This window comes from Flavobacterium profundi, from assembly GCF_006491645.1.
GTDB lineage: Bacteria > Bacteroidota > Bacteroidia > Flavobacteriales > Flavobacteriaceae > Flavobacterium > Flavobacterium profundi.
This window is the reverse complement of sequence record NZ_VDCZ01000002.1, coordinates 309852-336066: the sequence shown is the minus strand read 5'-3', so window position 1 is coordinate 336066 and position 26215 is coordinate 309852. Positions and strand designations below refer to the sequence as shown.

General features: G+C 30.7%; 28 protein-coding genes and 1 other RNA gene. 18 read left to right on the top strand and 11 right to left on the bottom strand.

Annotation, left to right across the window (positions count from 1 at the left end; all coding sequences use genetic code 11):
* Nucleotides 1-4: 4 nt before the first annotated feature.
* The 3 genes from FHG05_RS04385 (at nt 5) to FHG05_RS04375 (ending at nt 1539) form a co-directional block, all read left to right on the top strand.
* The gene (locus FHG05_RS04385) at nt 5-526 is read left to right on the top strand and encodes a DUF4442 domain-containing protein (RefSeq protein ID WP_140996795.1); all 522 of its coding nucleotides are present in this window, start codon (nt 5-7) and stop codon (nt 524-526) included.
* A 103-nt stretch (nt 527-629) separates the two neighbouring features.
* Nucleotides 630-995: a hypothetical protein gene (locus FHG05_RS04380; protein ID WP_140996794.1), complete on the top strand. Its 366-nt coding sequence runs from the start codon at nt 630-632 to the stop codon at nt 993-995.
* A gap of 52 nt (nt 996-1047) precedes the next feature.
* Complete coding sequence (locus FHG05_RS04375; RefSeq protein WP_140996793.1) at nt 1048-1539, top strand: hypothetical protein; 492 nt, start codon at nt 1048-1050, stop codon at nt 1537-1539.
* 28 nt (nt 1540-1567) lie between these two features.
* Here FHG05_RS04375 and FHG05_RS04370 read toward each other — a convergent pair whose 3' ends face one another.
* Complete coding sequence (locus FHG05_RS04370) at nt 1568-2260, bottom strand: carboxypeptidase-like regulatory domain-containing protein (RefSeq protein ID WP_140996792.1); 693 nt, start codon at nt 2258-2260, stop codon at nt 1568-1570.
* A gap of 11 nt (nt 2261-2271) precedes the next feature.
* Nucleotides 2272-3345: a glutaminyl-peptide cyclotransferase gene (locus tag FHG05_RS04365; RefSeq protein ID WP_140996791.1), complete on the bottom strand. Its 1074-nt coding sequence runs from the start codon at nt 3343-3345 to the stop codon at nt 2272-2274.
* Between the two features lie 89 nt (nt 3346-3434).
* Between FHG05_RS04365 and ffs the strand changes: the two genes are divergently transcribed.
* The 4 genes from ffs to fsa all read left to right on the top strand — a co-directional run bounded on the left by ffs (nt 3435) and on the right by fsa (nt 6200).
* Nucleotides 3435-3533, top strand: an RNA gene (ffs, locus tag FHG05_RS04360) — signal recognition particle sRNA small type.
* Nucleotides 3534-3611: 78 nt separating this feature from the next.
* Complete coding sequence (locus FHG05_RS04355; RefSeq protein ID WP_140996790.1) at nt 3612-4610, top strand: enolase C-terminal domain-like protein; 999 nt, start codon at nt 3612-3614, stop codon at nt 4608-4610.
* A 49-nt stretch (nt 4611-4659) separates the two neighbouring features.
* A complete protein-coding gene (locus FHG05_RS04350) occupies nt 4660-5463 on the top strand; it encodes an SDR family oxidoreductase (protein ID WP_140996789.1) in 804 nt (267 codons plus the stop codon).
* Between the two features lie 80 nt (nt 5464-5543).
* The gene (gene fsa / locus FHG05_RS04345; protein ID WP_140996788.1) at nt 5544-6200 is read left to right on the top strand and encodes a fructose-6-phosphate aldolase; all 657 of its coding nucleotides are present in this window, start codon (nt 5544-5546) and stop codon (nt 6198-6200) included.
* 75 nt (nt 6201-6275) lie between these two features.
* Here the strand turns inward: fsa and FHG05_RS04340 are convergent, their stop codons facing one another.
* A complete protein-coding gene (locus tag FHG05_RS04340) occupies nt 6276-7679 on the bottom strand; it encodes a TlpA family protein disulfide reductase (protein ID WP_140996787.1) in 1404 nt (467 codons plus the stop codon).
* 162 nt (nt 7680-7841) lie between these two features.
* Here FHG05_RS04340 and FHG05_RS04335 point away from each other — a divergent pair, with 162 nt between their 5' ends.
* Entirely contained in the window at nt 7842-9458 is a 1617-nt protein-coding gene (locus FHG05_RS04335; RefSeq protein ID WP_140996786.1) for an ABC-F family ATP-binding cassette domain-containing protein, read from the top strand.
* Between the two features lie 31 nt (nt 9459-9489).
* Here FHG05_RS04335 and FHG05_RS04330 read toward each other — a convergent pair whose 3' ends face one another.
* Complete coding sequence (locus FHG05_RS04330) at nt 9490-9909, bottom strand: BLUF domain-containing protein (protein ID WP_140996785.1); 420 nt, start codon at nt 9907-9909, stop codon at nt 9490-9492.
* A gap of 120 nt (nt 9910-10029) precedes the next feature.
* Here FHG05_RS04330 and pyrR point away from each other — a divergent pair, with 120 nt between their 5' ends.
* From pyrR to pdxH, 6 genes are all read left to right on the top strand, one after another.
* Nucleotides 10030-10572, top strand: coding sequence for a bifunctional pyr operon transcriptional regulator/uracil phosphoribosyltransferase PyrR (gene pyrR, locus FHG05_RS04325; RefSeq protein WP_140996784.1), 543 nt, complete (start codon nt 10030-10032; stop codon nt 10570-10572).
* A gap of 25 nt (nt 10573-10597) precedes the next feature.
* Nucleotides 10598-11527 carry an aspartate carbamoyltransferase catalytic subunit gene (locus FHG05_RS04320; protein ID WP_140996783.1) on the top strand — a complete coding sequence of 310 codons (930 nt, stop codon included), beginning with the start codon at nt 10598-10600 and terminating at the stop codon, nt 11525-11527.
* Between the two features lie 85 nt (nt 11528-11612).
* Entirely contained in the window at nt 11613-11945 is a 333-nt protein-coding gene (locus FHG05_RS04315; RefSeq protein WP_140996782.1) for a ribonuclease Z, read from the top strand.
* A 4-nt stretch (nt 11946-11949) separates the two neighbouring features.
* The gene (locus FHG05_RS04310; protein ID WP_140996781.1) at nt 11950-12153 is read left to right on the top strand and encodes a hypothetical protein; all 204 of its coding nucleotides are present in this window, start codon (nt 11950-11952) and stop codon (nt 12151-12153) included.
* Nucleotides 12154-12162: 9 nt separating this feature from the next.
* Nucleotides 12163-13068, top strand: coding sequence for a ribonuclease Z (locus FHG05_RS04305; RefSeq protein WP_140996780.1), 906 nt, complete (start codon nt 12163-12165; stop codon nt 13066-13068).
* A gap of 285 nt (nt 13069-13353) precedes the next feature.
* The gene (pdxH, locus tag FHG05_RS04300; protein WP_140996779.1) at nt 13354-13998 is read left to right on the top strand and encodes a pyridoxamine 5'-phosphate oxidase; all 645 of its coding nucleotides are present in this window, start codon (nt 13354-13356) and stop codon (nt 13996-13998) included.
* Between the two features lie 285 nt (nt 13999-14283).
* Here pdxH and FHG05_RS04295 read toward each other — a convergent pair whose 3' ends face one another.
* Together FHG05_RS04295 and FHG05_RS04290 are read right to left on the bottom strand one after the other, a co-directional pair.
* A complete protein-coding gene (locus FHG05_RS04295; RefSeq protein WP_140996778.1) occupies nt 14284-16188 on the bottom strand; it encodes an OmpA family protein in 1905 nt (634 codons plus the stop codon).
* Nucleotides 16189-16200: 12 nt separating this feature from the next.
* Complete coding sequence (locus FHG05_RS04290; protein ID WP_140996777.1) at nt 16201-17109, bottom strand: PorP/SprF family type IX secretion system membrane protein; 909 nt, start codon at nt 17107-17109, stop codon at nt 16201-16203.
* A gap of 240 nt (nt 17110-17349) precedes the next feature.
* Between FHG05_RS04290 and FHG05_RS04285 the strand changes: the two genes are divergently transcribed.
* The 4 genes from FHG05_RS04285 (at nt 17350) to FHG05_RS04270 (ending at nt 22228) form a co-directional block, all read left to right on the top strand.
* Complete coding sequence (locus FHG05_RS04285; protein ID WP_140996776.1) at nt 17350-17865, top strand: SixA phosphatase family protein; 516 nt, start codon at nt 17350-17352, stop codon at nt 17863-17865.
* A complete protein-coding gene (ppk1, locus tag FHG05_RS04280) occupies nt 17834-19957 on the top strand; it encodes a polyphosphate kinase 1 (RefSeq protein ID WP_140996775.1) in 2124 nt (707 codons plus the stop codon). The genes FHG05_RS04285 and ppk1 overlap by 32 nt, the downstream gene beginning before the upstream one ends.
* Before the next feature lie 29 nt (nt 19958-19986).
* The gene (locus FHG05_RS04275; RefSeq protein ID WP_140996774.1) at nt 19987-20877 is read left to right on the top strand and encodes a Ppx/GppA phosphatase family protein; all 891 of its coding nucleotides are present in this window, start codon (nt 19987-19989) and stop codon (nt 20875-20877) included.
* A 79-nt stretch (nt 20878-20956) separates the two neighbouring features.
* Entirely contained in the window at nt 20957-22228 is a 1272-nt protein-coding gene (locus FHG05_RS04270; RefSeq protein ID WP_140996773.1) for a hypothetical protein, read from the top strand.
* A gap of 39 nt (nt 22229-22267) precedes the next feature.
* Here the strand turns inward: FHG05_RS04270 and FHG05_RS04265 are convergent, their stop codons facing one another.
* The 5 genes from FHG05_RS04265 to dnaX all read right to left on the bottom strand — a co-directional run bounded on the left by FHG05_RS04265 (nt 22268) and on the right by dnaX (nt 26153).
* The gene (locus tag FHG05_RS04265) at nt 22268-22687 is read right to left on the bottom strand and encodes a hypothetical protein (protein ID WP_140996772.1); all 420 of its coding nucleotides are present in this window, start codon (nt 22685-22687) and stop codon (nt 22268-22270) included.
* A 45-nt stretch (nt 22688-22732) separates the two neighbouring features.
* The gene (locus FHG05_RS04260) at nt 22733-23239 is read right to left on the bottom strand and encodes a hypothetical protein (RefSeq protein WP_140996771.1); all 507 of its coding nucleotides are present in this window, start codon (nt 23237-23239) and stop codon (nt 22733-22735) included.
* Between the two features lie 3 nt (nt 23240-23242).
* The gene (locus tag FHG05_RS04255; RefSeq protein WP_140996770.1) at nt 23243-23803 is read right to left on the bottom strand and encodes an HAD family hydrolase; all 561 of its coding nucleotides are present in this window, start codon (nt 23801-23803) and stop codon (nt 23243-23245) included.
* 611 nt (nt 23804-24414) lie between these two features.
* Nucleotides 24415-24747 (bottom strand): DNA polymerase III, encoded by a 333-nt coding sequence (locus FHG05_RS04250; protein ID WP_232338049.1) that lies wholly within the window; start codon nt 24745-24747, stop codon nt 24415-24417.
* A 320-nt stretch (nt 24748-25067) separates the two neighbouring features.
* A complete protein-coding gene (gene dnaX, locus FHG05_RS04245) occupies nt 25068-26153 on the bottom strand; it encodes a DNA polymerase III subunit gamma/tau (protein WP_140996768.1) in 1086 nt (361 codons plus the stop codon).
* Nucleotides 26154-26215: the final 62 nt, after the last annotated feature.

Genomic DNA, 26215 nt, shown 5'->3' with positions numbered 1-26215 from the left:
TGTTATGTATGACGCTCTATTTCAATTTTTGAATCGATTTTTTAAAAAAGCAACTTTATTTAAAACTCTGTTCAATCTATCTCCAATGTACCGAAGAAGTTGCGGAAAAATTCTAACGGTTTCTGAAGATTTACATCATGTAAAAATTGTTATTCGATTGAGTTATAAAAATAAGAATTATGTAGGTTCTATGTTTGGAGGAAGCTTGTTTGCTGCAACTGATCCTATTTATATGATTCAGTTAATGCAAATTTTAGGGAAAGAGTATGTGGTTTGGGACAAAGCGACGGAAATTAAATTTAAAAGACCTGTTTACCAAAATGCATTTGTAAGATTTGAGTTTACTTCAGATGAGATTCAATATATAAAGGAAAGAGTAGCACAAGAAAAGGAAATGGATTTAATAAAGCTTTTGAATATAACTGATGCAGATGGGAAAGTGTATACTGAAATTGCTAAAACCATTTATATAAGTTCTAAAGTATATTACAATGAGAAAAGAGCAAAAAAGAAAGAATTGATGTAATATTAAGTCCAACTATATTTTTTAAAAGCTAAAATAAATTAACATTATTTTTGCTTTTTTGCTTTTAAAAGTGATTAAATTTACTTTAGTTAATTGGTTCCAAATGAAAAAGTATCTGTTGTACTTTATTTTAATATATCTTTTTTCGTTTTTATTAAATAAGAGCGAAAATAATATTACAAATAAAAATCAATTTGTACCTTCTCATCAAGATCAATATCATTTCACTTCTAAAAGTACTCTTACTTCACTTTTAGTTGAAAATCCAAATTTTTTTATTGAAGAGGTTAACGAAATCTTTATTGAAAGTAAAGTTGATAACCCTTTTTTAAATTATTTCACAACCTCTATAGTAAACAAGGAGTTGTTTTTTTCTTTTTTAAATACTTTAAATGAAAAAAATCAAAATCACAATCTTGTTGCTTTTTCAAAGTTTCAAATTATTTTTCCATTTCATAGTTTTTGGTAAAAAGAATTATTTTTTAGTAAAAAAAGAATAATTAATCAAAACTTAAATTAAAATGGATATATATAGTAGCCTAATGGGTATATTGTTTTTTGTACTAATATTTATACCTATTCTCTTAATCAATAATAAATTAAATAAAAAAAGAAAACGTCTTATAAACACTTTAAATGAATTTGCTGCTCAAGAAAATAAACGAGTACTTGAATTTGATACTTGGACTGATAATTCGATTATTGGTATGAGTACTGATAAAGAATATCTTTTCTTTATTAGAGATAAAAATGACTATCATACTAAAGTTAAAATTCTTGTTAGCCAAATTAAAAACAGTTATACTAATCAGCAAAAGAATAACTCCAAGTCAGTTGCACTTTTAGAATTAATTTTGGAAATGCAAGATCAAAACGAGAACATTCGTTTGGAGTTTTTTAAAGCGGATAAGAACGATTTTATAATGGGAGAAGAACTGCGTATCGCTAAAAAATGGGTTTCAAAAATAACGGAAGATTTTCCTAAACCAAAAATATTATTGTATAACATATAAAAAAAGGGAGTTGTAACTCCCTTTTTTATTATCGAAATAGATTTCCTAATTTATGAAAGAGCCTGCCAAAGAAACTTCTTTTGATTGCATATCCCATTATAATTACTTGATCAGTTTCAGAAAAATTATCTTTTTGTAAAATAATTTTATATTCTTCTCTTTTTATTACAACTTCCTCTCTATTCATATAGCCTGGATAACTGATAATTAGAATATCACCGATAGAAGCTTTTATAGCAAAATTACCATCAAAATCGCTATTAGTGTAATTTTGGGTTCCCTTTACATTTATTGAAGCACCAGATAATATACCTTCAGCATCATTAACTGATCCTATAAACATTATTTCTTGCTTAAAAGTCGGATTCTTTTTATTAAAATTAACGTTTGTATCCGTTTGGACAATTTTAACAGGTTCTCCTTGAGAAAAAGCCTCTTGTGTACCCAAACTTAAAAATCCAGTTAAGGTTGCTAAAGCCAACCATTTCTTTCTTATTTGATTGGGCTTTTCAATCGTTCTATCTAATTGACTTTTCAAAAAACGACCACATAAATTGTCGTTACCATCAATAGCAGCAATGATTTGTGTATCTGTAGCGTTCGTAAAATCATATACTTTTTTTTGACAACTAGAACAAAATCTCCCTTTTTCCACTTTTGTCATAGCTTGCCAATTCTCATGACAAGGCGAGGGGACATTTATTTTAATTTTAGTTGCCATTATCTTACTTCTTATTCTACAACAATTTCAAATGTTTTATCCCAATTTTTACCTGTTACAAAAATGGTTTTTGTTTTTGGGTTATACGCAATACCATTTAAAACATCTACATCTGGATGTTGTGTAATCTTTGTTTTTAAATCACTCAAATTCATGATACCTTCAACAGCACCATTTTTTGGATTTATAACAGCAATGGCATCTCTGCCGTATACATTGGCCCATATTTTTCCATCAATCCATTCCAATTCATTAAGTGCTTCAATTTTAGATTTCTTAGTATAAACATTAATATAATCTACTTCTTGAAGCGTTTCTGGATCCAATACGTAAATTTTCTCACTACCTTCACTCATGTAAATATGCTTTCCATCATTGGTTAAGCCCCAACCTTGCATTTGTTTAAAATATTTAAAGGTTTTTATTTTTTCAAAAGTATCTGCATTATAAACATAACCTTCATTATTCAACCAAGTTAATTGGTACACTTTATTATTTAAAATAGTAATACCTTCTCCAAAATATTCTTGTGCAAGAGGTACCGATTTATAAACTTCTCCTGTTTTGTAATTGGTTTTACGTAAACTAGAAATTCCTCTAGTTCCTGTTCCTTTACCTTCACCATTTCCTGTTCCTTCATAAAGCGTATCTCGATAGAACTCGAAACCTTGTGTGTAGGCTTTGATATCATGAGGATACGTATTTACGATTTTATATTTTAATTCTTTTGGATTCGTATTTGATGCTACCATAAAATTGGCATTGGCTTCATAAGAAGTTGCATTTGCATGTACAATTGCTTTTACACCTTGGTAACCTAATTTTTGATTCTTTAAATCAAATTTGAAAGATGTATTGTTTTTTACAGACCCAATTTTTATGTCGTTTATAAAATAAACTACCGAATCAATTGTTTCTTTATTTTCATTTTTTAGGACCAAATTTACGCGTTCATCTAATTGATAAACCTGCTTTAGAGCAGAAGTATCAATAGAAAATAAATTTTTTTCATCATTTTTGTTGTTTCCACACGAATTGATAAAAAGACTTAATAGTATGAAAGCGAATGGCTTAAGATTCATCATTAGAGTAAAATTTTATTAGTACAATATACAACGATTTTTTAAAGTTACAATTGTCCTTGCAAAAATATAAAATGTTTGTATATTTGCACCGGCAAGTCCTACACGACCAGCTCCTGCAGACTCCCCCAGGGTGGGAACGCAGCAAGGGTAAGCGGTTGTAGCGGTGCGATGTAGGTCGCTTGCCATTTTTTTATTTCTACATCTTTTTTGCATTTCTTTAGTCTCCTTTAAGGGGATTTTTTATTTTTATGCCAATTCTAAACATTATGAAGTTACATTGGCAACTTGTTCAATTGCAATTAAAAGAAACCTTTACCATAAGTTATGGTGCCTACACTTATCGAGAAGCCATAATTGTTTCATTAAGTCACAACGGCATTTCTGGTTACGGAGAATGTACTGCAATTGATTATTATGGTATCCAATCTAAAGATTTAATAGCTACGCTTATCCGAATTCAATCTCAAATTGAAAAGCAAAATATAGAACATCCAGTTTTGTTTTATTCTTTTTTAAAACAGCTTCATGTATCTACTTTTTTAACTTCCGCTTTAGATTGCGCTTATTGGGATTTATTTGGTAAGTTAGAGCATAAAAATTTTTTAAGTCTTAATGACCTATCGTATACAATACTTCCAGAATCTTCTTTAACCATAAGTATTGCTTCAGTTGAAGAACAAATTGAAAAAATCAATACATTCCATTGGCAAAAATTTAAAGTAAAATGTAATACGTGTAATCTAGATACAATTAAAGCACTATTAGAAACAGATAAAGAAATCGCTTTGGATGCTAATGGTAGTTTTTCGATTGAAGATTGCAAACTATTAGAAGATCATACTCTTGCTGAAAGATTGCATTATATTGAACAACCAATGCCTGTTGGTTATTCCAATTATGTACAATTAAATGCTTCAAAAAAAGCGAATTGGATGGCCGATGAAGATTGTCAAGAGAAGGAAAGTTTATCTCAGTTAATTTCTCATTATAAAACAATCAATATCAAATTAGTTAAAGTGGGTGGTTTAACTCCTGCTTTAGAATTGATTCGTGAAGCTAAAAAAAATAATTTTAAAATTATGATGGGTTGTATGACGGAAAGTACTGTTGGTATTTCTGCTGGAGCGGTTCTTACTCCATTTGCAGATTATGTGGATTTAGATGGAGCCAATCTCATAGCGAATGATGTAGCATATGGAACGACTATTGATAAGGGTAAAATTATACTGTCTGAAAAGCCAGGTTTAGGAATTTGTATGAAATAGTTTTAAATAACCTATTAAAAGTTTTAATTTCGCACTTTAAATATAAAAAATGAGCAAAGTTATTTTTATTACAGGAGCTTCCTCAGGAATTGGTAAAGCCATAGGAGAATATTTATTAGATAAAGGATATATTGTTTATGGTACGAGTAGAAATCCTGAAAAGGTCCTAAATTCGAGAATTCCATTATTAGCTTTAGATGTTAGAAATGCTACAAGTATTCATAAAGCAGTTTCAGAATTAATTGCTAAAGAAAATAGGATTGATGTATTGATAAATAATGCAGGTGTAGGAATTACTGGGCCATTGGAAGAAATTCCAAGTGATGAAATAAAAAATAATTTTGAAACCAATTTGTTTGGCCCAATTGAAGCTATGAAAGCAGTTTTGCCTCAAATGCGTCAGCAAAAGAGTGGGTTAATTATAAATATAACCTCTATTGCAGGTTATATGGGATTACCTTTTAGAGGTGTTTATTCGGCTTCTAAAGGTGCTTTAGAGTTAATTACTGAAGCGATGAATATGGAAGTACAATCTTTTGGAATTCGAATTACAAATGTAGCTCCTGGGGATTTTGCTACCAATATTGCAGCAGGTAGATATCATGCACCTGTTATGGAAGGATCAGCATATGAAAAAACGTATGGAATGACATTGGCAATGATGAATGAGCATGTAGACTCAGGTAGTGATCCAAAACAAATGGCTGAAGTAGTTTTGAAAATTATAAATGCCAAAAAACCAAAAATTCATTATAAAGTAGGGGCTTTTATGCAAAAGTTTTCGATTGTTTTGAAGAGAATATTGCCAGATACCGTTTATGAACGCTTATTAATGAAACATTATAAGTTGTAATAATTTATTTCGAAATCTGAATAAATAAATTGTAATTTTGCATTTTTAAACAACACACTTAGTATATAAAACAAAAAAGTATGAAATTTTTTATTGACACAGCTAATTTAGATCAAATTAAAGAAGCACAAGCATTAGGAGTATTGGATGGTGTAACGACTAATCCTTCTTTAATGGCAAAAGAAGGTATAACTGGAAAAAACAATATTCTAAAGCATTATGTAGACATCTGTAATATTGTGGATGGTGATGTGAGTGCAGAAGTGAATGCAGTGGATTATGATGGAATGATTAAAGAAGGAGAAGAATTAGCTGATTTACATGAGCAAATCGTTGTGAAATTACCTATGACGAAAGAAGGTATTAAAGCGTGTAAATATTTCTCTGACAAAGGAATTAAAACCAATGTTACTCTAATTTTTTCTGCAGGTCAGGCTTTATTGGCTGCAAAAGCAGGAGCTACCTATTGTTCTCCTTTTTTAGGACGTTTGGATGATGTTTCTACAGACGGTTTAAATTTAATAGATGAAATTCGTCAAATTTATGATAATTACGGTTTTGATACACAAATCTTGGCAGCATCAGTGCGTCATACCATGCACGTTGTAAATTGTGCTAAAATTGGAGCTGATGTAATGACAGGTCCTTTGTCTTCCATTTTAGGATTATTGAAACATCCTTTAACGGATATTGGTTTGGCTCAATTTATTGCAGATTTTGAAAAAGGAAATAAATAGAATTCAGATTATATAAAACAAAAAAGAGCGGTTTTCAATTAAAACCGCTCTTTTTATTTTATGAAGAATTAATAATTATAAGTTCTTTTCGAAATGCGCATCAAATAAATTAGCAAATGCATTTTTAATGGTTCCATCAGGATTTAAAATAATAGTGCGATGTACTTTGGTAATCACCCAATTCTCTTTAATTTCATCAAAATTGGTTGCTTTTAATTCGACTACATCTTTAAAATTATATTTTTTAAAAGTTTCCAACCAATTTTCCTTGGAATCATTAATATTGATTGCTATAAAATTAATGTTTGGATGTTTTTCTTTTAAAAAATTTACCTTTTCATGTACCGATTTAATATGAGATTCTGCATGAGTAGTCCAAAAGAAGACTACAGTTTCTTGATTTTTAAGGAAATCATTGATTGAAACAGCCTTAGAATTTTTGTCAATTAAATCAATTTTTGGCAGTTGATTGCCCACTTTTAAATTTTGTACTGCATTATAAATTTGAGTTACTTCTCTATGTTTTTCTTCATCTGAAGAAAGTTCAATATAGCGATCAATAAATTTTTTATTGTTGTACATATTCTGGTCTTCTAAAAGATACATGTACGCAATATTATTGAGAACTATGTTTTTAACATTTTGATCTTTTAGTAACGTATCCGCAATATTTAATTTTGCAATATTTTTTTCTAGCGATTTGGTTTCCAGTTTACATTTTCCTTTCTCATAAGTTACATTATTTAGTAAAGCCGAAACATATTTTATAAATGGTGAAAAGCTACCTAAATCAGGATTATTAAGATTTAGTGATTTTCGATAGGAATAATAATCTTTGGGTAATTTGGGACAAATATTTTCTCCGGTTTTGTATTCATGAACATAGGGATATAATTCTTTTTTATAAAAATAATGTAAATCTACTCCAGCTTGAGCTATTGCATCAAAATTATCGTTCCAATTAATCTGAGATTTTCTCTTTTGATAATAGGTTCTCCTGTTTTTATAACTCGAATCGATAGCATTTGTATAGGTTTCTAAATCTTTGTCTAAAATGTCATATAAATTAGAGCGATCTTGTTCATTTTTTAAATATAAATCGATTAAAAAGTTATTTTTTTCATCACCTCTTCCACAAAATGATAAAGAATTATCAAAATCTAATGAATTCAAACGAATCATTAAACTATCATTTTTATCAAAATAAATGTATTGAAATTCGGGAGCATGTTTAAAGGTGTAAAGTCCAGGCGCTAAGGAATCAAATTTATGTAAAAAACGATTACTTTTATCTAAAAAGATAGTATCAATAACCGTTTCATCCTTCATGAATACAACGTAATTGTCTTGAGGATTAATAATTTCTCCACCAAAATAAGCCACATAATTGTCAGGTTGAAAAGCTTTTTTACAAGAAAATAATGTGGTTAATGCAAGGATAGATAGGGGTAAAAAGTATTTAATATTGTTTTGAATCATTTATTAATTTACTAATTATTAGAGAACAAAAATAAATTTTACATGTTAAAGGTCTTGTTAATGATGCGTTAAAATAAGCTTAATATAACTTATAGCTTCATTAGGATTCCAAAACTGCATAATTTTTTCTACTTTTGCAACAATTTTATAAAAACAATAATAATGTTAACAGTTTCTAATTTATCAGTTCAATTTGGTAAACGTATTTTATTTGATGAAGTAAATGTAACCTTTACTCAAGGAAATTGCTATGGAATCATTGGTGCTAACGGTGCTGGGAAATCTACTTTTTTGAAAATTTTATCAGGCGAGATTGACCCTACATCTGGAAGAGTTATACTAGAACCAGGAAAACGTATGTCGGTTTTAAACCAAAATCACAATATGTTTGATGAATATACGGTTTTAGAAACAGTTTTAATGGGAAATAAAGTATTACACGCTATTAAAAGTGAAATGGATGCTTTGTATTTGGATTATACCGATGAAAATGCAGATAGAATAGGAGAGTTGCAGTTGCAATTTGATGAAATGAATGGATGGAATGCCGATTCAGATGCAGGTGCCATGTTATCCAATTTAGGAATTTCTTCAGATTATCATTACACACTAATGAGCGAATTAGAAGGAAAGTTAAAAGTTCGTGTGTTATTAGCACAAGCTCTTTTTGGAAATCCAGATGTATTGATTATGGATGAGCCTACCAATGATTTAGATTTCGAAACCATTGGTTGGTTAGAAAATTTCTTGGCTAATTATGAAAACACTGTATTGGTTGTTTCACACGACCGTCACTTTTTAGATGCTGTTTGTACACATGTTTCGGATATCGATTTTGGAAAAATTAACCATTATTCGGGTAACTATACGTTTTGGTATGAGTCGAGTCAACTAGCAGCAAAGCAAAAAGCGCAACAAAACAAAAAAGCGGAAGAGAAAAAAGCAGAATTAGAAGAGTTTATACGTCGTTTTAGTGCAAACGTAGCAAAATCAAAACAAGCTACGTCACGTAAGAAAATGATTGAAAAATTAAATCTAGACGAAATTAAACCTTCAAGTAGAAGATATCCAGCGATTATTTTTGAAACCGAGCGTGAAGCAGGTGACCAAATTTTAAATGTGCAAAACTTAAGTGCTTCCATTGATGGAGAAGTATTGTTTAGCAATGTAGATTTGAACATGGCCAAAGGAGATAAAGTGGTTGTATTTTCAAAAGATTCTCGTGCTACAACAGCTTTTTATGAAATATTAAATGGAAATCAAAAACCAGATTCGGGTACTTTTGATTGGGGAATTACAACTACTCAATCTTATTTACCTGCTGAAAATCACGATTTCTTTAAATCCGATTTAAATTTAGTAGACTGGTTACGCCAATGGGCAAAAACAGAAGAAGAAAGAGATGAAGTTTATGTTCGCGGTTTCCTTGGAAAAATGATTTTTTCAGGTGAAGAAGCCTTAAAAAAATGTAATGTTTTATCTGGAGGTGAAAAAGTACGTTGTATGTTATCTCGAATGATGATGCTTCGTGCCAATGTTTTAATGATAGATGAACCAACCAATCACTTAGACTTAGAGTCTATTACAGCTTTTAATAATTCCTTAAAGAACTTTAAAGGGTCTGTTTTATTTACAACTCACGATCATGAGTTTGCTCAAACTGTTGCCAATAGAGTTTTAGAAATTACACCAAAAGGAGTGATTGATCGCTATATGACTTTCGATGAATATTTAGAAGATCCAAAAATTAAAGAACAAAGAAAAGCTATGTATGCTTAAAAGATAAATCCCGATTGCAATCGGGATTTTTTTATTTAATATTCATTTTTTCTTTATTGGATTTTAAAAAAGTGGCTATAAAAGTTGAAGCAATTAAATCATCTTCGCTACTTATCGATTGATAGCTGTCAGTTCCAATAGTTTGATTTTCAAACTCTTTATCTATAGAGTTAAAACCCATATGCCATTTGGGATAAATGCGATGTGAAACTTTTCCTTCAAAGACTTTAATAATATTACGATGTCTCTGATCCATATTTATTTTGGCATACAACGCTTTAATTTTTTTTTGTTTGCCTTCAATAATCTGAAGAAAATTACCATCTGAATAGAGAAGTAAACCCGTAATTTCATTTGCTTCATTGTTTTTTCTAGAAGCATTTAATAAGGTTAGAATTTCTTCGTTTGTAAATTTGGTTGTAGCAGAACTTAGATAAATAATTCGATACATAATTTACTGAGTTACATTGCCTTATAAAGATACGAATTTATTTACATTTTTAAAACTTTTTTTTACCAAATTAAAATTGAGATTTTTATTGTAAATTTACCCACCAAACAATACAACACAATGAGTCAAAAAATATTGCTAACTGCTAAAGAGGTCAATATCATATTACATCGTTTGGCTTGCCAACTTATAGAAAATCATCTTGATTTTTCCAATACCATTCTAATAGGAATTCAACCAAGAGGTAAATTTTTAGCCCAGCGATTAGCAACCGTTTTAAAAGAAGAATACGGTATTAAAAATGTACAGTTAGGATTTTTAGACATTACTTTTTTTAGAGACGATTTTAGAAGAGGAGAAAAACCATTAGAAGCCAATAAAACCGAAATTAATTGTATCGTAGAAGACAAAAAAGTAGTTTTCATAGACGATGTTTTATATACAGGTAGAAGTATTCGCGCTGCGCTAACTGCTATTCAATCTTTTGGAAGACCTTCAGAAATAGAATTACTAACCTTAATAGATAGAAGATTTAGTCGTCATTTACCCATTCAACCTGATTATAGAGGAAGACAAGTGGATGCCATAAATAATGAAAAAGTGGTAGTAAAATGGAAAGAAAATGATGGTGAAGATTTAGTATTATTAGAACAAAAAAAATAACAACAACGACAACACAACAACCTAAATGAAAGAATTATCAGTAAATCATTTAATTGGAATTAAGCACATTAATAAAAATGATATTGATTTAATTTTTGAAACTGCAGATCACTTTAAAGAAGTCATTAATCGTCCTATTAAAAAAGTGCCTTCCTTAAGAGATATTACTATTGCTAATATTTTCTTTGAAAATAGTACACGTACCAAGTTGTCTTTTGAACTCGCTCAAAAGAGACTTTCGGCTGATGTAATAAGCTTCTCAGCAGCACAATCCTCTGTTAAAAAAGGAGAAACACTCATCGATACGGTTAATAACATCTTATCTATGAAAGTTGACATGGTGGTCATGCGTCATAGCAGCCCAGGTGCAGCTCATTTTTTATCACAAAATGTAAATGCAAGTATTGTAAATGCTGGTGATGGTGCACATGAACATCCTACACAAGCATTATTAGATAGTTATACTATTAGAGAAAGACTGGGTGATGTTGCGGGCAAAAAAATTGTAATTGTGGGGGACATTCTCCACTCTAGAGTTGCCTTATCAAATATTTTTGCTTTACAATTGCAAGGTGCAGAAGTCAAAGTATGTGGACCAAAAACCTTGCTCCCAAAATATATTGAAACTTTAGGTGTAAAAGTAGAACCGAATCTTCGTAAAGCTTTAGAGTGGGCAGATGTAGCCAATATGCTTCGCGTTCAAAACGAACGTTTAGATGTTAATTATTTCCCTTCTACTAGAGAATATGCACAGCAATATGGTGTTACCAAAGAGTTTTTAGATTCTTTAGATAAAGAAATTGTAATTATGCATCCTGGCCCGATTAATAGAGGAGTAGAAGTAACGTCTGATGTGGCAGATTCTCAACAATCTGTTATTTTAAATCAGGTAGAAAACGGTGTAGCTATACGAATGGCTGTCATTTATTTATTGGCAAGTAAAATCAAACAATAAAGCATTTGTTTTTTGCCATTTTTAAAAAAAACAAGTATTTTAGTTACAAATTTAAATAAAGTCATTAAACGATATAATTTATATCATGAAAGTAGATAAAAAAGGACATACGACCATATTGAAAGAAACAAAAGGTGATATATTAGCTTTTATTGATAATGTTTCCAATCAATATGCTTCTTACAAAGATCAAAATCTTATCTTAGATGTTACTCAAGATAAAAAAGTTACTATCTCCGATATTATTAACTTTAAAAAATTGGCTAAACAACATCAAAAAGCCAAAAAATCTTTTGTAATTGTTAGTGATGTAGTTGAATTTAATGAATTGCCTGATGATATAACTGTCGTTCCTTCTCTATTGGAAGCACATGATATTATAGAAATGGAAGAAATTGAACGTGATTTAGGCTTTTAAAAAAATGGATTTTTATAAAAAAAATACAGGAATCAATAGAGTAAGAATAAGAGTAGCTATTGCCGCTTTAGTTCTACTTGCAATCAATATTTATCTTTCTATTTCGGAAGGAGAAATTAAATACTTAGCTATTATTGCTAATGTACTATTAATTGTGAGCATGTTTATGTCCTTAAAAAATAGTAAGAAAGATAATGCTCCAACTTAAATTGTCAATTTGAAACTAACCATATTAGGTTGTTATGCAGCCACGCCCCGAACGATTACTAATCCCACTGCACAAGTATTAGAAATAAAAAATCAAATGTTTTTAATTGATTGTGGAGAAGGAACACAAGTACAATTACGAAAACATAAAATTAAGTTCTCTAGAATCAATCATATTTTTATTTCTCACTTACATGGGGATCATTTTTACGGTTTAGTAGGTTTAATTTCTACTTTTATGCTTCTTAACAGAGAAAATGACTTGCATGTATATGGACCGAAAGGAATTAAAGAATTAATTTTAATGCAATTAAGAGCTTCAGGTTCGTACACAGGTTACCAACTTTTTTTTCACGAATTAGAAGGAACCGAAAGTGAAATTATTTTTGAAGATGAAAAAGTGGTGGTTAAAACCATTCCATTGAAACACCGAATTTACACCAATGGTTATTTATTTCAAGAAAAAAATAAACAACGTAAACTGAATATTGAAGCCGTAGAAAAGTATAAAATTGATACGTGTTATTATCAAAAGATTAAATTTGGTGGTGCTATCACTTTAGAAGATGATACGATTATCCCAAATAAAGAGTTAACTTTCGACCCAGATCCAGAAAAAAGGTATGCCTTTTGTAGTGATACCGTTTACAACGAAGATATTCTTCCCATTATAAATGAAGTAGATGCTTTGTATCATGAATCTACTTTTTTAGAAAGTGAAGCACATTTAGCTGAAAAAACAATGCATACAACGGCAAAACAAGCCGCAACTATAGCTCAAAAAGCTAGAGTTAAAACCTTAATTATGGGACATTATTCCACTAGATATGGAAATATAGAATTATTCAAAGAAGAGGCTCAAACTATTTTTAATAACGTAATTTTAGGAGATGATGGAAAAGAAATCGAACTCTGAAACGTATTTTACCAAAATTATTAGATTCTTGTTTAACTTTTTTACCAAGAAAAAGAAATAATTTTTAGTAGCGCTAATTGAGTGCTTTCTTGGCTACGCAATTCCTGCTGTTCGTTGCAATCTTTTTTTAGATTGTTAGACCTACTTTTGTCCGAACAAATTTTAAATTAGACATCTAAAAAAAGGATTTTCACTGCCATCAGGGCTAAATTATCACTTTTTTAGTACTTGTTAACGCATTCAATTCTTAGCTTATTACTACCTTTGTAGTCTAATTTTATAATCATGTCAGATTTAAGTAACTATAGAAAATCTTACGAAAAAAGCGAACTTTTAGAAACAAACCTACCAGAAGATCCTATTAATCTTTTTAATAGATGGTTTCATGAAGTAGAAGATTTTGGTGGAGTAGATGAAGTGAACGCCATGACAGTTGCTACGTTAGGCTTAGATGGTTTTCCTAAAAGTAGAGTAGTTTTGTTGAAAAAGTTCAATGAAGAAGGTTTTATTTTTTATACCAACTATGAATCAGAAAAGGGAAAGGCCATACTCACAAATCCGAATGTTTGTTTGTCTTTTTTCTGGCATTCTATGGAACGCCAGGTTATTATAAAAGGAATTGCTGAGAAAACAACTTCTCAGAATTCTGATAATTACTTTGCGTCAAGACCTGTAGGTAGTCAATTAGGAGCTTTAGTCTCTCATCAAAGTGAGATTATTCCCGATAAGACTTATCTGGAAAATAAGTTGAAAAGTTTAGAGCAAGAATTTGAAAATAAAGAAGTGCCTCGTCCGGAATTTTGGGGTGGTTTTTTAGTTCGACCAGTCGAAGTAGAATTTTGGCAAGGAAGGCCCAATCGTTTACACGATAGAATACGATATAAATTGTCAGAAAAATACTACTGGAAGATTGATAGATTATCCCCATAAATACTAAATTGCGTTAAATATGTTAAAATTTAGTGTACTTCATCGATTTTATTTGCAGTTAAGCGATTTTGTTATATCTTTGTCTTGTAAATATGTAAGAAGAGATATTTACAAGATTAAAAAATCGATTTATACCTTTTTGCCCTGAATCGTATAAATTTTTAAAATAAGAAAAAAGTATTTATAATATATAAATTTTTCATGTTTGTTTATTTGTTTGTTAAAAAGGCATTACTACCGCCAACGTAATGCCTTTTTTCTTTGTCTTTTCCGAAGTAAAATGAATTACTCCACTTTAGTAACAATAAATTCACTTCTACGATTTTTTTGATGATCTTCTTCACTACAATACACGCCATCAGCACATTCGTTTACTAGTTCTACTTCCCCAAAGCCTTGTGCAGTTAATCGTTCTGCTTCAATTCCATTTGCAACCATAAAGGCAAATGTAGATTTAGCTCTACGGTCTGAAAGTCCTTCATTGTATTTATGAGTTTGTCTACTATCGGTATGGGAACGGATAGCCACATGCATTTTAGGATATTCTTTCATTACTTCAATCACTTTCTGAATATCTCTCGCAGCATCAGGTCTAATATTGGATTTATCCAAATCAAAATAAATAATACTAATATCAAAAACTTTGGCTAAATCGGTACCAATTTCAAAAGGAAAAATGGTTCGCTGCAATTGAATTTCCTTTGAAATAGATGTGTTTAATGGTTCAATAGGTTGTTCAACCGTTTCATATTCGGGATGTTCTGTGCGTAAAAAATATTTTTTTTGGCATTCCATTTCTATCCAATAAAAACCTTCTTTGTAAGTAACTTCAGTATGAATTAGATTTCCCTCTTCATCTAGCAATGTAATCTTAGGGTTTAAAATCGTTTCTTGCGTTTTTGAATCCGTTATTTGTAGATTAAAAGTAACTTGACAAGGCCTGAATTCGTAAATATCATCATAACCTAAACCTGCTGTTCTATTTGAAGTGAAATAACCTGTTTTTAAATCTTTTGTAATAAATCCAAAATCATCTGAAACACTATTTATTGGTTTTCCCATATTAATCGGTTTTTGAAAAGCACTATTTTCATAGTTCGATTCAAAAATATCCAAACCGCCATAACCAAGATGACCGTCTGAAGCAAAATAAAGATTTCCATTTGGTGCTATATAAGGGAAAGATTCTCTTCCAACCGTATTAATTATGTTTCCTAAATGCTCTACTTTTCCATACTGATTGTTATCTTTTATTGCTACTTTAAAAATATCAGCTCCTCCTAAAGTTCCAGGTCGATCCGATGCAAAATAAAGTGTTTTTTCATCAACGCTTAAAGCAGGATGTGCAGTGTTGAAATGATCACTATTAAATGGAAGTTCTTTTATATTGGTCCAAATTCCATTACTAAGACTTGCTTTATAAATTTTGAGTAACGTTGTATTTTCATTATTCTTGCCTTTATCTCTTCCTTTTTTACCTTCCAAATAATTATTTCTAGTGAAATACATGGTTTTTCCATCTTTGGTAAACACAGCTGTTGACTCATTGAATGGACTATTTATAGGGGATGCAAAATTTATGGGTTGTGAAAAAAGTGTATCATTTTGTTTGGAAGCTTTATATAAATCGGTGAAATTTTGTTTGGTCCATTGATGCGTTTTTTTTACCAAAACTAAATCGGATCGAGAAGAGGCAAATACAATATCCTCTTTATAATAAGTAGGACCAAAATCGTAATAAGGTGTATTTAAATTGGTGCTTTCAACAATGAAGGAATTTTTATGCGTTGCAATACTATTAAAATTAAATAGGGAATCGGTGACATTTGTTCCAATTTTTTCATTATATAGTTGTAAATAATAGGAAGCTTCTTTATAATTTTCAACTCTTTTTAAAGTTTGCGCATATCGATAATAGTATTCAGGTTCTATTTGGCTTTGTGGTTCATCAAATAGGGTTTTGTACCAAAGAGCTGCTTTTTGTAGATTCCCATTAAAATAGTAAGCATTGCCAATTTTTTTAATTAAATCTGGTGACTTATACCCTTTTTCGACTACTTTTTCATAGATTTTTATAGCATCAATATAGGCATATTTTTCATATTTCTTATCTGCAATAGCTATAGCACTTCTTTGTGCCACGGTGTAGAGGCAAAAAAAGGAAGTGAGAAGAAGAAATATTTTTTTCATATTGGTTTACTATTAAAAAAATCGAGGAGATGTAATTCGGGATGTCGTATTAAATTCATAACGTAAAAAGATTTCATGCGAACCTGAATTGTAGTTACGAAGTTGGGTAGTTTCGGAGTCATATCCATAACCTATAAACCATGATTTGGAAATTTGAAAACCAACCAATCCACTAAAGGCTGCTTCCCATCGATAAGCTACTCCTAAAGTTAGTTTATCTTGAATTAAAAAATTAGCAGTAAGATCTACTTGCAAAGGAGCTCCTTCCACTATTTTTGTTAATACAGCTGGTTTAAAATCTAAATTTTCATGTAAACGAAACACTTTACCTGCTAAAAAGTAAAAATGCATTTTTTGTTTAAAAATGGATACTGAATTATCATCATATCGATAGCTTTCCCAAAAATTAGGAACAGATATACCTGCATACGTATTTTCTGAAAATAAATAAAGACCAACACCTAAATTGGGAGAAAATTTAGTCTTTATATTTTGAAATTCAGGATCCTCTTGATGATAAAGCATAAGTTTACCTACATCTAAATTAAATATACTTGCTGAAGCATTTAAACCTATAGCTAATTTATAGGTATCAGTAAGTGGCACAAAATAGGCAAGATTCGCACTAATCAGGTTGGTTACAGTTGGACCAATTTCATCTCTTGTAAAAGATAAACCTCCTCCAAAATTACTAACTCCTAAAGGTGTGTGAATCGAAAAATTGCTGGTTACAGGAGCACCATTCAAACCCAACCACTGATTGCGATGCAACAAAAACACACTCATAATATCTCTACTTCCAGCATATGCAGGATTAATTTGTAGTGTATTATACATGTATTGGGTGTATTGCGAATCCTGTTGGGAATAAGCAAATAAAAAAGGAAACAGTGTAAAGATGAAAAGTACAATTTTTGGCATAGGCGTAATAACCTCTTTATTCGTTACTAATAAAGTTGTATAAAAATAAGATTTAATTTTTATAAAATGCTTTACATTAGATATATAGTAGTAAAAAGGCGCTTAATTTGTGTTTTTTTTGGACAAAATTAATCATAACAAGACCTTTTTTTTAGAATTGATTTTTCTAGTTAATTTTTGAACAAAATGTTAGTTTATGTAAAAAAAAAACACTTACTTTATATGACTAAATAAATGATTATGAAAAATTTAATCCTTATTCGTCACTCTAAATCAAGCTGGGATTTACCAGTTAACGATATCGAAAGACCTTTGTCTAAAAGAGGAATTCATGATGCGCTCTTAATATCTTCAAATATTGAAACGAGTCTACCAAAATCATTTATTGTATGGTCGAGTAGTGCTAAGAGAGCCCGAGAATCGGCTATGATTTATTCTCAAAATTTAACGATTCCATTTGAAACAATTATCATCAAAGATGAGCTGTATACTTTTGATGAAAAAAGATTGGAAGAAATCATAAAAAAATGTGAAAATCGATATGATAACTTAATTCTTTTTGGACATAATGAAGCTATTACAAATTTTGTTAATAAATTTGGAAGCCTTTTCATAGATAATGTTCCAACATCGGGTTTTGTATCGATGCAATTTGAAATTGATGATTGGAGCCATCTTAAAAAAGGAGAAACTATAAAAACCGTTTTCCCAAGTCATTACAAAAATGAGCAACATACAGCAAAACAAATACATTGATAGAGAAAAAAGTTGGCTAACATTTAACGCTCGAGTTTTACAAGAAGCTGCTGATGAATCGGTACCGCTTTTAGATCGTTTGCGATTTTTAGGAATTTTTTCAAATAATTTAGATGAATTTTTTAGAGTGCGTTATGCGGCTATACGTAGAATGCGTTTTGAAAACGTTGATAGTGAAAAAATTTTAGGAGGTGTTTCTGCCGAACAATTACTAAAAGAAATTACAGAAATTGTAATTGAACACCAATCAGAAAGTTTACGTATCTTAAGTGAAATTGAACAAAAGCTTGAAAAAGAGAATATTTTTATTCTGAACGAAAAACAAATTTCCAAAGAACAAGAACTGTTTATTCGCGATTATTTTATTCAAACAGTAAGTCCTGCTATTGTGACTATCATGTTAAATGATTTGGCTAAATTTCCTTTATTGAAAGATACTTCAGGTTATTTAGCAATCAAGTTGGTGATGAAGCCAGAACATGAAGATAAAAATGAAGAAAAGGAAATACGCTATGCTGTAGTTGAAATTCCAAGTACCATTAACCGAATTGTAGTTTTACCTTCTAATACCGAGAAACAATTTATCATTCTATTAGATGATGTAATCCGTTTAAACTTGAATTATATTTTTAATATTTTCAATTACGAAAGTATTTCGGCTCACATGATTAAGATTACTAGAGATGCGCAGTTAGAATTTGATAGTGATTTGAGTAAGAGTTTTATCGAAAAAGTTTCAGATAGTGTAAAAGAAAGAAGAGTGGGTGAACCGGTTCGTTTTGTTTACGATCAGGCCATCGGAAAAGATACTTTGGCTTTTTTATTGGAACGCATGCATATCGATAGATCCGATAGTATTATTCCAGGTGGAAGATATCATAACCGAAGAGATTATATGAACTTTCCAAATCTTGGTCGTTACGATTTGCTATACAAAAAAAATCCACCCTTATCAATCCCTGGATTAAACTTGGAAGGTAGTATTCTAGAAAAAATCCGACATAAAGATTATCTGTTAAATGCTCCCTACCAATCGTTCTCTTACATCATTAAGTTTTTAAGGGAAGCTGCTTTGGATCCAAAAGTAGTTTCTATTAAAATTACCTTATATCGTTTGGCTAAAAACTCACAAATTATTAGTTCTTTGATTAATGCCGCTAAAAACGGTAAAAAAGTAATTGTTCAAATTGAATTACAAGCGCGATTTGACGAAGCAAGTAATATTTCGTATGCCGAACAAATGCAAACGGAGGGTATACACCTTATTTTTGGTATTAAAGGCTTAAAAGTACATAGTAAAATTTGTTACATCGAAAGAATCGAAGAGGCTAAGATTAAAAGATATGGCTTTATTTCAACGGGTAATTTCAACGAAAATTCGGCTAAAGTATATACCGATGTAACCTTATTTACTTCGAATACACCTATTTTAAAAGATGTAGCTAAAGTTTTTGATTTCTTCGAAATTAATTATAAAGTACACCGCTACAAACATCTATTCGTATCTCCACATTATACCCGATCTAAATTTATTAAGTTAATTGATCGAGAAATTATGAATGCACTTTCTGGAAAAGAAGCTTATATTAAGCTGAAAATGAATAGCGTTTCCGATTTTAAAATGATTGATAAACTGTATGAAGCGAGTAATGCAGGTGTTAAAATTCAAATGATAATTAGAGGGATATGTTGTTTGATTCCTGGTGTGAAAGGCATGAGTGAAAATATTGAAGCCATTAGTATAGTAGATAATTATTTGGAACATTCACGTGTGTATATTTTTGGGAACAATGGAGATCCAGAAATTTATATTTCTTCTGCTGATTTCATGACTCGTAATATTGATGCTCGTGTAGAAGTAACTTGTCCTATTTACGATGAAGATATTAAAAAGGAATTAATTGAAACCTTTGAAATTGGTTGGAAAGCAAATGTAAAAGCGCGTATTCATTCTGAAAACTTAAAAAATGAATACCGAAAAGTAGACGGTGAAAAACCATTTAGAGCCCAATTAGAAATGTATAATTATTACAAAGAAAAAATGGAGGCTGCTACTGAAAAAAATAAAGTAACCAAAATTGAAGAATTGTAAATATCTACTTTCTTCAAAATAAGAACTAAATGATTAAATTAAAAAAATATGCAGCTATAGATATTGGGTCGAATGCCATGCGTCTATTAGTAACCAATATCGTTGAAGAAGAAGGAAAACCAGCTCAATTTAACAAAAGCTCATTAGTACGTGTTCCTATTCGTCTTGGGCAAGAAGCTTTTACCGTGGGAGAGATTTCGGATGAGAATATCGAACGAATGGTAGATGCAATGAAAGCCTTCAAATTGCTCATGAAGGTGCATAAAGTGGAAAAATACAAAGCATGTGCTACTTCTGCCATGCGAGAAGCGATTAATAATGATGAAATCTTAGCACTCATCAAGAAAAAAGCAGATATTAAAATTGAAATCATCGATGGAAAAAAAGAGGCATCCATTATTGCTTCTTCCGATTTAAAACAGTTTATCAACTCTGATAAAACTTTCTTATATGTAGATGTAGGTGGTGGAAGTACCGAATTTTCGATTTTCTCTGGAGGCAAAATTGTGGCCTCTCGCTCCTTTAAAAATGGAACCGTACGTTTATTAAATAATATGGTGAACGATATTGTTTGGAACGAAATTGAAAAATGGATTAAAACAGTAACCGCTCCTTACGAGGAAATTACCATGATTGGTTCTGGTGGAAACATCAATAAATTGTTCAAATTATCGGAAAAACATCAGGAAAAACCACTTTCGTATTTGTATATCAATTCGCAATATCAAAAATTAAATAGTTTAACGTACGAACAGCGAATTTCCGAGTTAGGTTTAAATCCCGATCGTGCAGATGTTATTATTCCAGCAACCCGCATTTATTTGAGTGCAATGAAATGGAGTGGTGCCCGACAAATTTTTGTACCTAAAATTGGACTCTCTGATGGTATTGTGAAAGCCATGTATTACGGACGCATTTAATAAAGAGAAGGCTTTAGTTTTGATGTGATTTAAAATAAGTTTTTAGTATCTTTACTCTAAACAAATTAATTATACTAACATGAAGCGTAGATTATTAAAAACGATGCTATTAACTTTGCTCATTTTTTCTAATCAAAGACTAGTTTCCCAAATAGGAATTGGTACAACATCACCCGATCCATCATCTATTCTTGAGATAGAAAGTTCTAATTCAGGCTTGCTAATTCCTAGAATAAGTTTGTCTTCTACAACAGATACGGTTACCATTCCTTCACCAGCCACAAGTTTATTGGTTTATAATACCAATGCTACTGTAGGAGTTGGGTTTTATTATTGGGATGGAACTTCATGGACGCCTTTAAATGGAGCCGGCAAAATTGAGAATCTTGCAGACGGAGCTTCTGACCAACTGTACAATGTTGCTTTAGGAGAAAATGCTGGAACACTGTTTATTCCTGATCCGAGTCCTTTTGCTGCTAACGGGAAATATAATGTTGCAATAGGAATTGATGCTTTAGCAACTTCTGATACAGGAGGAAAAAATGTGGCCATAGGTTATAAAAGTATGGAATCTACAACTACCGGGACACATAATGTTGGTGTAGGAAATACCACTTTACAATCTACCTTAGGTGGTTCTGAAAATACTGCAATAGGAAATGATGTATTGCAAAAAAATGTCAATGGCAATAATAATACTGTAGTGGGTGCCTTTGCAATGAAATACAATATTTCGGGTTCTTCTAATGTAGGCATAGGTTCTGGTGCAATTGAAAGTTTAACTAGCGGCGATTTTAATATTGCAATTGGAAGATTAGCTGCTAACGGTCAATCAGGAGGAAATAATAACATTACTATAGGAGGACTTACAATTGATCCCGTTAATTTAAGTGGAAGTAACCAACTCAATATAGGCAATATTATTTATGGTATCGATATGGATGGAACAGGTACAACCGTTTCAACAGGAAATATTGGAATCAAAGAAAAGGCACCCTCTAGTGCAATGGATATTAATGGGTCTCTCGCAACAGCAATCTTATACCAATCGATACCCGTTAGTACGCAATTTGATTTAACAAGTAATCATCATAGCCTTATTGCAGAGTATAATTCTACTACAGGAACCGATATTTCCACGGTGCGACTTCCAACGGCTTCTTCTTGTCCTGGAAGAATTTATGTGATTAAATTAATTGTTTCAAACATACAACCTACTACTGGAGGACTTCAAATTACTTCTCTAGGAGGTACAATAGATGGAAATGCGAGTCAATTGGTACAAACCAATAAAGAAACCTTAACCTTGCAAAGTGATGGAAGCAATTGGTGGATTATATCAAAATTTTAATTCTTGTTTAAGAAAATAGAAAATTAATAGAATATCAATTTATTTAGAGAATACGTATTTGTTGTTGTCTAAAGTCAATTTTTCAATCCAAGGTATTTCTGAGTGATAGAATCGAAATTGATTTTTGTTTTTACCATCAAATCTTCCAGAAGTGTTCGTGAAATTTAAGGTATATTTTTCATCTAAATCACTAGCATTGGTATAAAAATGAATCACGTTTTTGATGACTTTCCAAGTGCCTTTACCATACACATTTTCATCTTTACTGATTGACTGTCCTAAATTTCTAAAAAAATGAAAGGTAAAGGTGCTATCCGATAGAATTTGTAGTTCGTATTCTAGAACCTCATTTTTTACGGTTTTAATTTTCTTTTCATAAATTCCCATATAGTTGTCGTTTTGTGCATTGGAAATAAAAGAAAATAAGAATAATAATAAGAGTGAAGTATAATTTTTCATGGTTTTGGTTTTGTGAAATATCGCAAAAATTAAGCCAAAATACATTTAAATATAAGCTAATCCACAGGAAGTGCATTTCTGATTTTGTGGATTCGTTTTATTTCCGCATGCAGGACAAAAATTATTTATTTCGATAATTTCTTTTTGATTGACTATCCAAGTATTTAAAACGTTTAAATTAGTTTCTTCGATAAAATGGATGCTTCTCTTTTTATTTTTTGGAAAAGAAAAAGGAATAGCTATATTTTTTGTAACAATAGCGTAGAATACTTGAAATGTATCATTTTCTTTGGAATAACCAATAATAATAAAATAGGAACTAATTGATGTAATCTTTTGATAAAATGATAGTTCGGGGGTCACTGTCTGTTTCTGACCTATAGCATGATGTTCTCGATAGATTAATTGTTTATTATTTAAAAAAGTCAGTATTTCACTTTGCAATAGAATAGGTCTCATAAAAAGAGGGAGCAATAAATAACGAACTATCAATAAGAAAATGAATGAAAAAAATGAAAATACAATCAAAATTGCTACTATTTGTCCGTCCATAACTTAAAAATTTTTCCAGTTTCTTTTTTCTAGAGTTCTTACATTTTCTACTTCTTTTATAGAAATAAGATAGTCTAATAATAAAAGTAATTCACTGTCATTAGACTCTCCTAAGAACTCCGTTGGATAAATGGCATTTCCATAATTGTATTTGCATTTTCTAGGTGTATCATCAACTATTAGAATGTCTTCTAGTCTTGCAAATTTTTTTTTAGCCACTTTTTTGAGTATTTTGACATAATTCATATGATTAAAATAATCAAAATAACCATAATCATCTATACTTTGTGAATCTATTTGTAAGGTACATTTAGATCGTCCCCAAACAAACTCTAAAGGGTAATTTTTAGGAAAAATTTTAGCAACAATCTCTGCCACATAATCATCAGAGGCAGAAGACCAAACCGCAACTTTAAAATGATTTTTTAATTCCGAAAGAAACCCGTCTAAAAAAGGTCGTTTGTATACAAAATAGTTGAAAACTTGAAAGGAATATTCTTCATGAATCTTCTTTTTTGTGGCATGTATTAACGTTTCATCCAAATCGAGTACAATTAATTTCATTCATCCTTTTTTTTACTTTTAATTATGCTATCAACGGTTCTTTGAGCAAGACTATCTATAGATATTTCTTTACCAGTTTGAGTATCTATATAATGTAGCTCATTAGGAGAAATGGATTCTACATTTTTAGGTCTTGTAATATAGTTAATTAAAAAAAATAAATATAAAATTAATATGGGAAAAACATGAAATACAACCAAGATGTTTATGATACGACTTTTCCAATGGTATCTTTTCCAATTTTGAATGAATAGACAATCTATGCTTTTTAATATTAATATTAAATAGAGTAATAGCAATAATAAAAAGATAAAAACCGAATAGAAATGGATACCAAATTCAATTGAAATGAGCTGTATTGTAAGACTAATCAAAGAATAATTTAAAATTTGAGAATTGATTTCTAAATTGATTTTTTTCCTTTTTGTAATTTCATAAAGCACAATAATAATCACGTACGAAATTAATACATAAGAAAATTGAAATAAATAAGATTTTATAGTTAAGATACTAATGTAAATTACGATAGTAATAAATAAAAGTATGTAAGTAATATTTCTTTTAGAAAAATTCATTAATTAACGAATTAAAGATAATATTTAATTCCAATTTTAAACATCCAAATCAAACAATTTCTTCAACAATTCAATATTTGGATTGATGGTTTTTAGTTTTTCAAATTTTTCTTGCGGTGTAAATGCATATTTGGTCTCAGAAACTTCGTTTACCTTAACTTCAATTGTAATGTCGTGATTGTGTAGTTTGCCTCTTAAATAGCCTAAAAGATCATGATAACCACTTAAAAATTCTTCTTTCGTACTTTGGTTGGGTAATTCTAAGGTAATCGTTGTACCATTAAGTACTGGATCATTCATTTGCATGTAGGTTGCCATTAAACGTTTTCCTTGATCGGTTAAGCGTTGGGCAAACTTATTCCACAACAAGAGCATATCGGTTTCAGTAAAAGCTTCTGTGGGTAATTCTTCATGATGCTTTTGATGTAAAGCTTGTTTGGCTTCTAGTTCTTTTTTTGCACGAATGCTCGATAAAGATAAAGCCGATATTTTCGGACTCGTATCCGTTTGGGGGTTGTTCTCCGTTAGCTGTGGTTTGTTTTCTGTTGGCTGTGGTCTGTTTTCAGTAACTTGACTTTCAACTTTCGACTTTGGACTTTTAATTTCAGCCTTCGGACTTTCAATTTCAGGCTTTTGAGTTTTAACTTCCGTTATCGAATAACCTCCGTTTCTAAAATATGTAGCTGGAATTATAAAGGACTTAGCTTTTTTTTTTCTCCATCAATAGTGATAGAGGCCAATTGCATTAAGCAGAGTTCTACAAGCAAACGTTGATTCTGACTCGTTTTATACTTTAAGTCGGTGTCGTTTGCCAATTCAATTCCTTGTAATAAAAAAGATTGTGACGCTTTTTGGGATTGAGCAGCATATAAGGTTTGTGCTTGTTCTCCAGCTTCTAAAAGTGCAAGAGTAACAGGGTTTTTACACACTAATAAATCTCTAAAATGAGATGCCAAACCGGCAACAAAATGATGTCCGTCAAATCCTTTCGATAAAATATCATTATAGGCTAAAAGCAATTCCGGAATTTTATTTTCTAAAATTAAATCGGTGATTTTAATATAATATTCAAAATCAAGTACGTTTAAATTTTCGGTTACTGCCTGACGCGTTAAATTGGTGCCACAATACGAAACCACTCGGTCAAAAATGGATAAAGCATCACGCATCGCACCATCAGCTTTTTGCGCAATAATGTGCAAAGCATCATCTTCAAAAGTTACACCTTGTTCTTTGGCAATTTCTGCTAAATGTTCTTTGGCATCATTAACCGTAATACGTTTGAAATCAAAAATTTGACAACGCGATAAAATCGTTGGGATAATTTTATGTTTTTCAGTAGTTGCTAAAATAAAAATGGCATGTTTAGGCGGTTCTTCTAACGTCTTTAAAAAAGCATTAAAAGCAGCCTGAGACAACATGTGCACCTCATCAATGATATATACTTTGTATTTTCCAGTTTGTGGTGGGATGCGTACTTGATCGATAATGCTACGAATGTCATCCACACCATTATTGGATGCCGCATCCAATTCGAATACATTAAATGAAAAATCTTCATTCGGATCATCGTAACCTTCCTGATTGATTTTTCGTGCCAAAATACGCGCACAAGTGGTTTTACCAACACCTCTCGGACCTGTAAATAACAAGGCTTGCGCTAAGTGATTGGTTTCAATGGCATTCAACAAAGTATTGGTAATAGCTTTCTGTCCCACAACATCTTTAAAGGTTTGCGGACGGTATTTTCGAGCTGATACTATAAATTGTTCCATTGCAGTAATTGAATTACAAATATAGTGTACAAATTATGATTATTCAAAAGTAAATTTAATAT

Coding starts and splice junctions, on each gene's coding strand:
- FHG05_RS04340 (WP_140996787.1), bottom strand. CDS start 7,679: ATGATTCAAAACAATATTAAATACTTTTTACCCCTATCTATCCTTGCA.
- FHG05_RS04375 (WP_140996793.1), top strand. CDS start 1,048: ATGGATATATATAGTAGCCTAATGGGTATATTGTTTTTTGTACTAATA.
- FHG05_RS04335 (WP_140996786.1), top strand. CDS start 7,842: ATGTTAACAGTTTCTAATTTATCAGTTCAATTTGGTAAACGTATTTTA.
- FHG05_RS04265 (WP_140996772.1), bottom strand. CDS start 22,687: ATGAAAAATTATACTTCACTCTTATTATTATTCTTATTTTCTTTTATT.
- FHG05_RS04380 (WP_140996794.1), top strand. CDS start 630: ATGAAAAAGTATCTGTTGTACTTTATTTTAATATATCTTTTTTCGTTT.
- FHG05_RS04260 (WP_140996771.1), bottom strand. CDS start 23,239: ATGGACGGACAAATAGTAGCAATTTTGATTGTATTTTCATTTTTTTCA.
- FHG05_RS04320 (WP_140996783.1), top strand. CDS start 10,598: ATGAAAGAATTATCAGTAAATCATTTAATTGGAATTAAGCACATTAAT.
- FHG05_RS04255 (WP_140996770.1), bottom strand. CDS start 23,803: ATGAAATTAATTGTACTCGATTTGGATGAAACGTTAATACATGCCACA.
- FHG05_RS04365 (WP_140996791.1), bottom strand. CDS start 3,345: ATGATGAATCTTAAGCCATTCGCTTTCATACTATTAAGTCTTTTTATC.
- pdxH (WP_140996779.1), top strand. CDS start 13,354: ATGTCAGATTTAAGTAACTATAGAAAATCTTACGAAAAAAGCGAACTT.
- FHG05_RS04295 (WP_140996778.1), bottom strand. CDS start 16,188: ATGAAAAAAATATTTCTTCTTCTCACTTCCTTTTTTTGCCTCTACACC.
- dnaX (WP_140996768.1), bottom strand. CDS start 26,153: ATGGAACAATTTATAGTATCAGCTCGAAAATACCGTCCGCAAACCTTT.
- FHG05_RS04350 (WP_140996789.1), top strand. CDS start 4,660: ATGAGCAAAGTTATTTTTATTACAGGAGCTTCCTCAGGAATTGGTAAA.
- ppk1 (WP_140996775.1), top strand. CDS start 17,834: ATGAGCAACATACAGCAAAACAAATACATTGATAGAGAAAAAAGTTGG.
- FHG05_RS04385 (WP_140996795.1), top strand. CDS start 5: ATGTATGACGCTCTATTTCAATTTTTGAATCGATTTTTTAAAAAAGCA.
- FHG05_RS04290 (WP_140996777.1), bottom strand. CDS start 17,109: ATGCCAAAAATTGTACTTTTCATCTTTACACTGTTTCCTTTTTTATTT.
- FHG05_RS04270 (WP_140996773.1), top strand. CDS start 20,957: ATGAAGCGTAGATTATTAAAAACGATGCTATTAACTTTGCTCATTTTT.
- FHG05_RS04315 (WP_140996782.1), top strand. CDS start 11,613: ATGAAAGTAGATAAAAAAGGACATACGACCATATTGAAAGAAACAAAA.
- pyrR (WP_140996784.1), top strand. CDS start 10,030: ATGAGTCAAAAAATATTGCTAACTGCTAAAGAGGTCAATATCATATTA.
- FHG05_RS04285 (WP_140996776.1), top strand. CDS start 17,350: ATGAAAAATTTAATCCTTATTCGTCACTCTAAATCAAGCTGGGATTTA.
- FHG05_RS04355 (WP_140996790.1), top strand. CDS start 3,612: ATGAAGTTACATTGGCAACTTGTTCAATTGCAATTAAAAGAAACCTTT.
- fsa (WP_140996788.1), top strand. CDS start 5,544: ATGAAATTTTTTATTGACACAGCTAATTTAGATCAAATTAAAGAAGCA.
- FHG05_RS04310 (WP_140996781.1), top strand. CDS start 11,950: ATGGATTTTTATAAAAAAAATACAGGAATCAATAGAGTAAGAATAAGA.
- FHG05_RS04275 (WP_140996774.1), top strand. CDS start 19,987: ATGATTAAATTAAAAAAATATGCAGCTATAGATATTGGGTCGAATGCC.
- FHG05_RS04330 (WP_140996785.1), bottom strand. CDS start 9,909: ATGTATCGAATTATTTATCTAAGTTCTGCTACAACCAAATTTACAAAC.
- FHG05_RS04370 (WP_140996792.1), bottom strand. CDS start 2,260: ATGGCAACTAAAATTAAAATAAATGTCCCCTCGCCTTGTCATGAGAAT.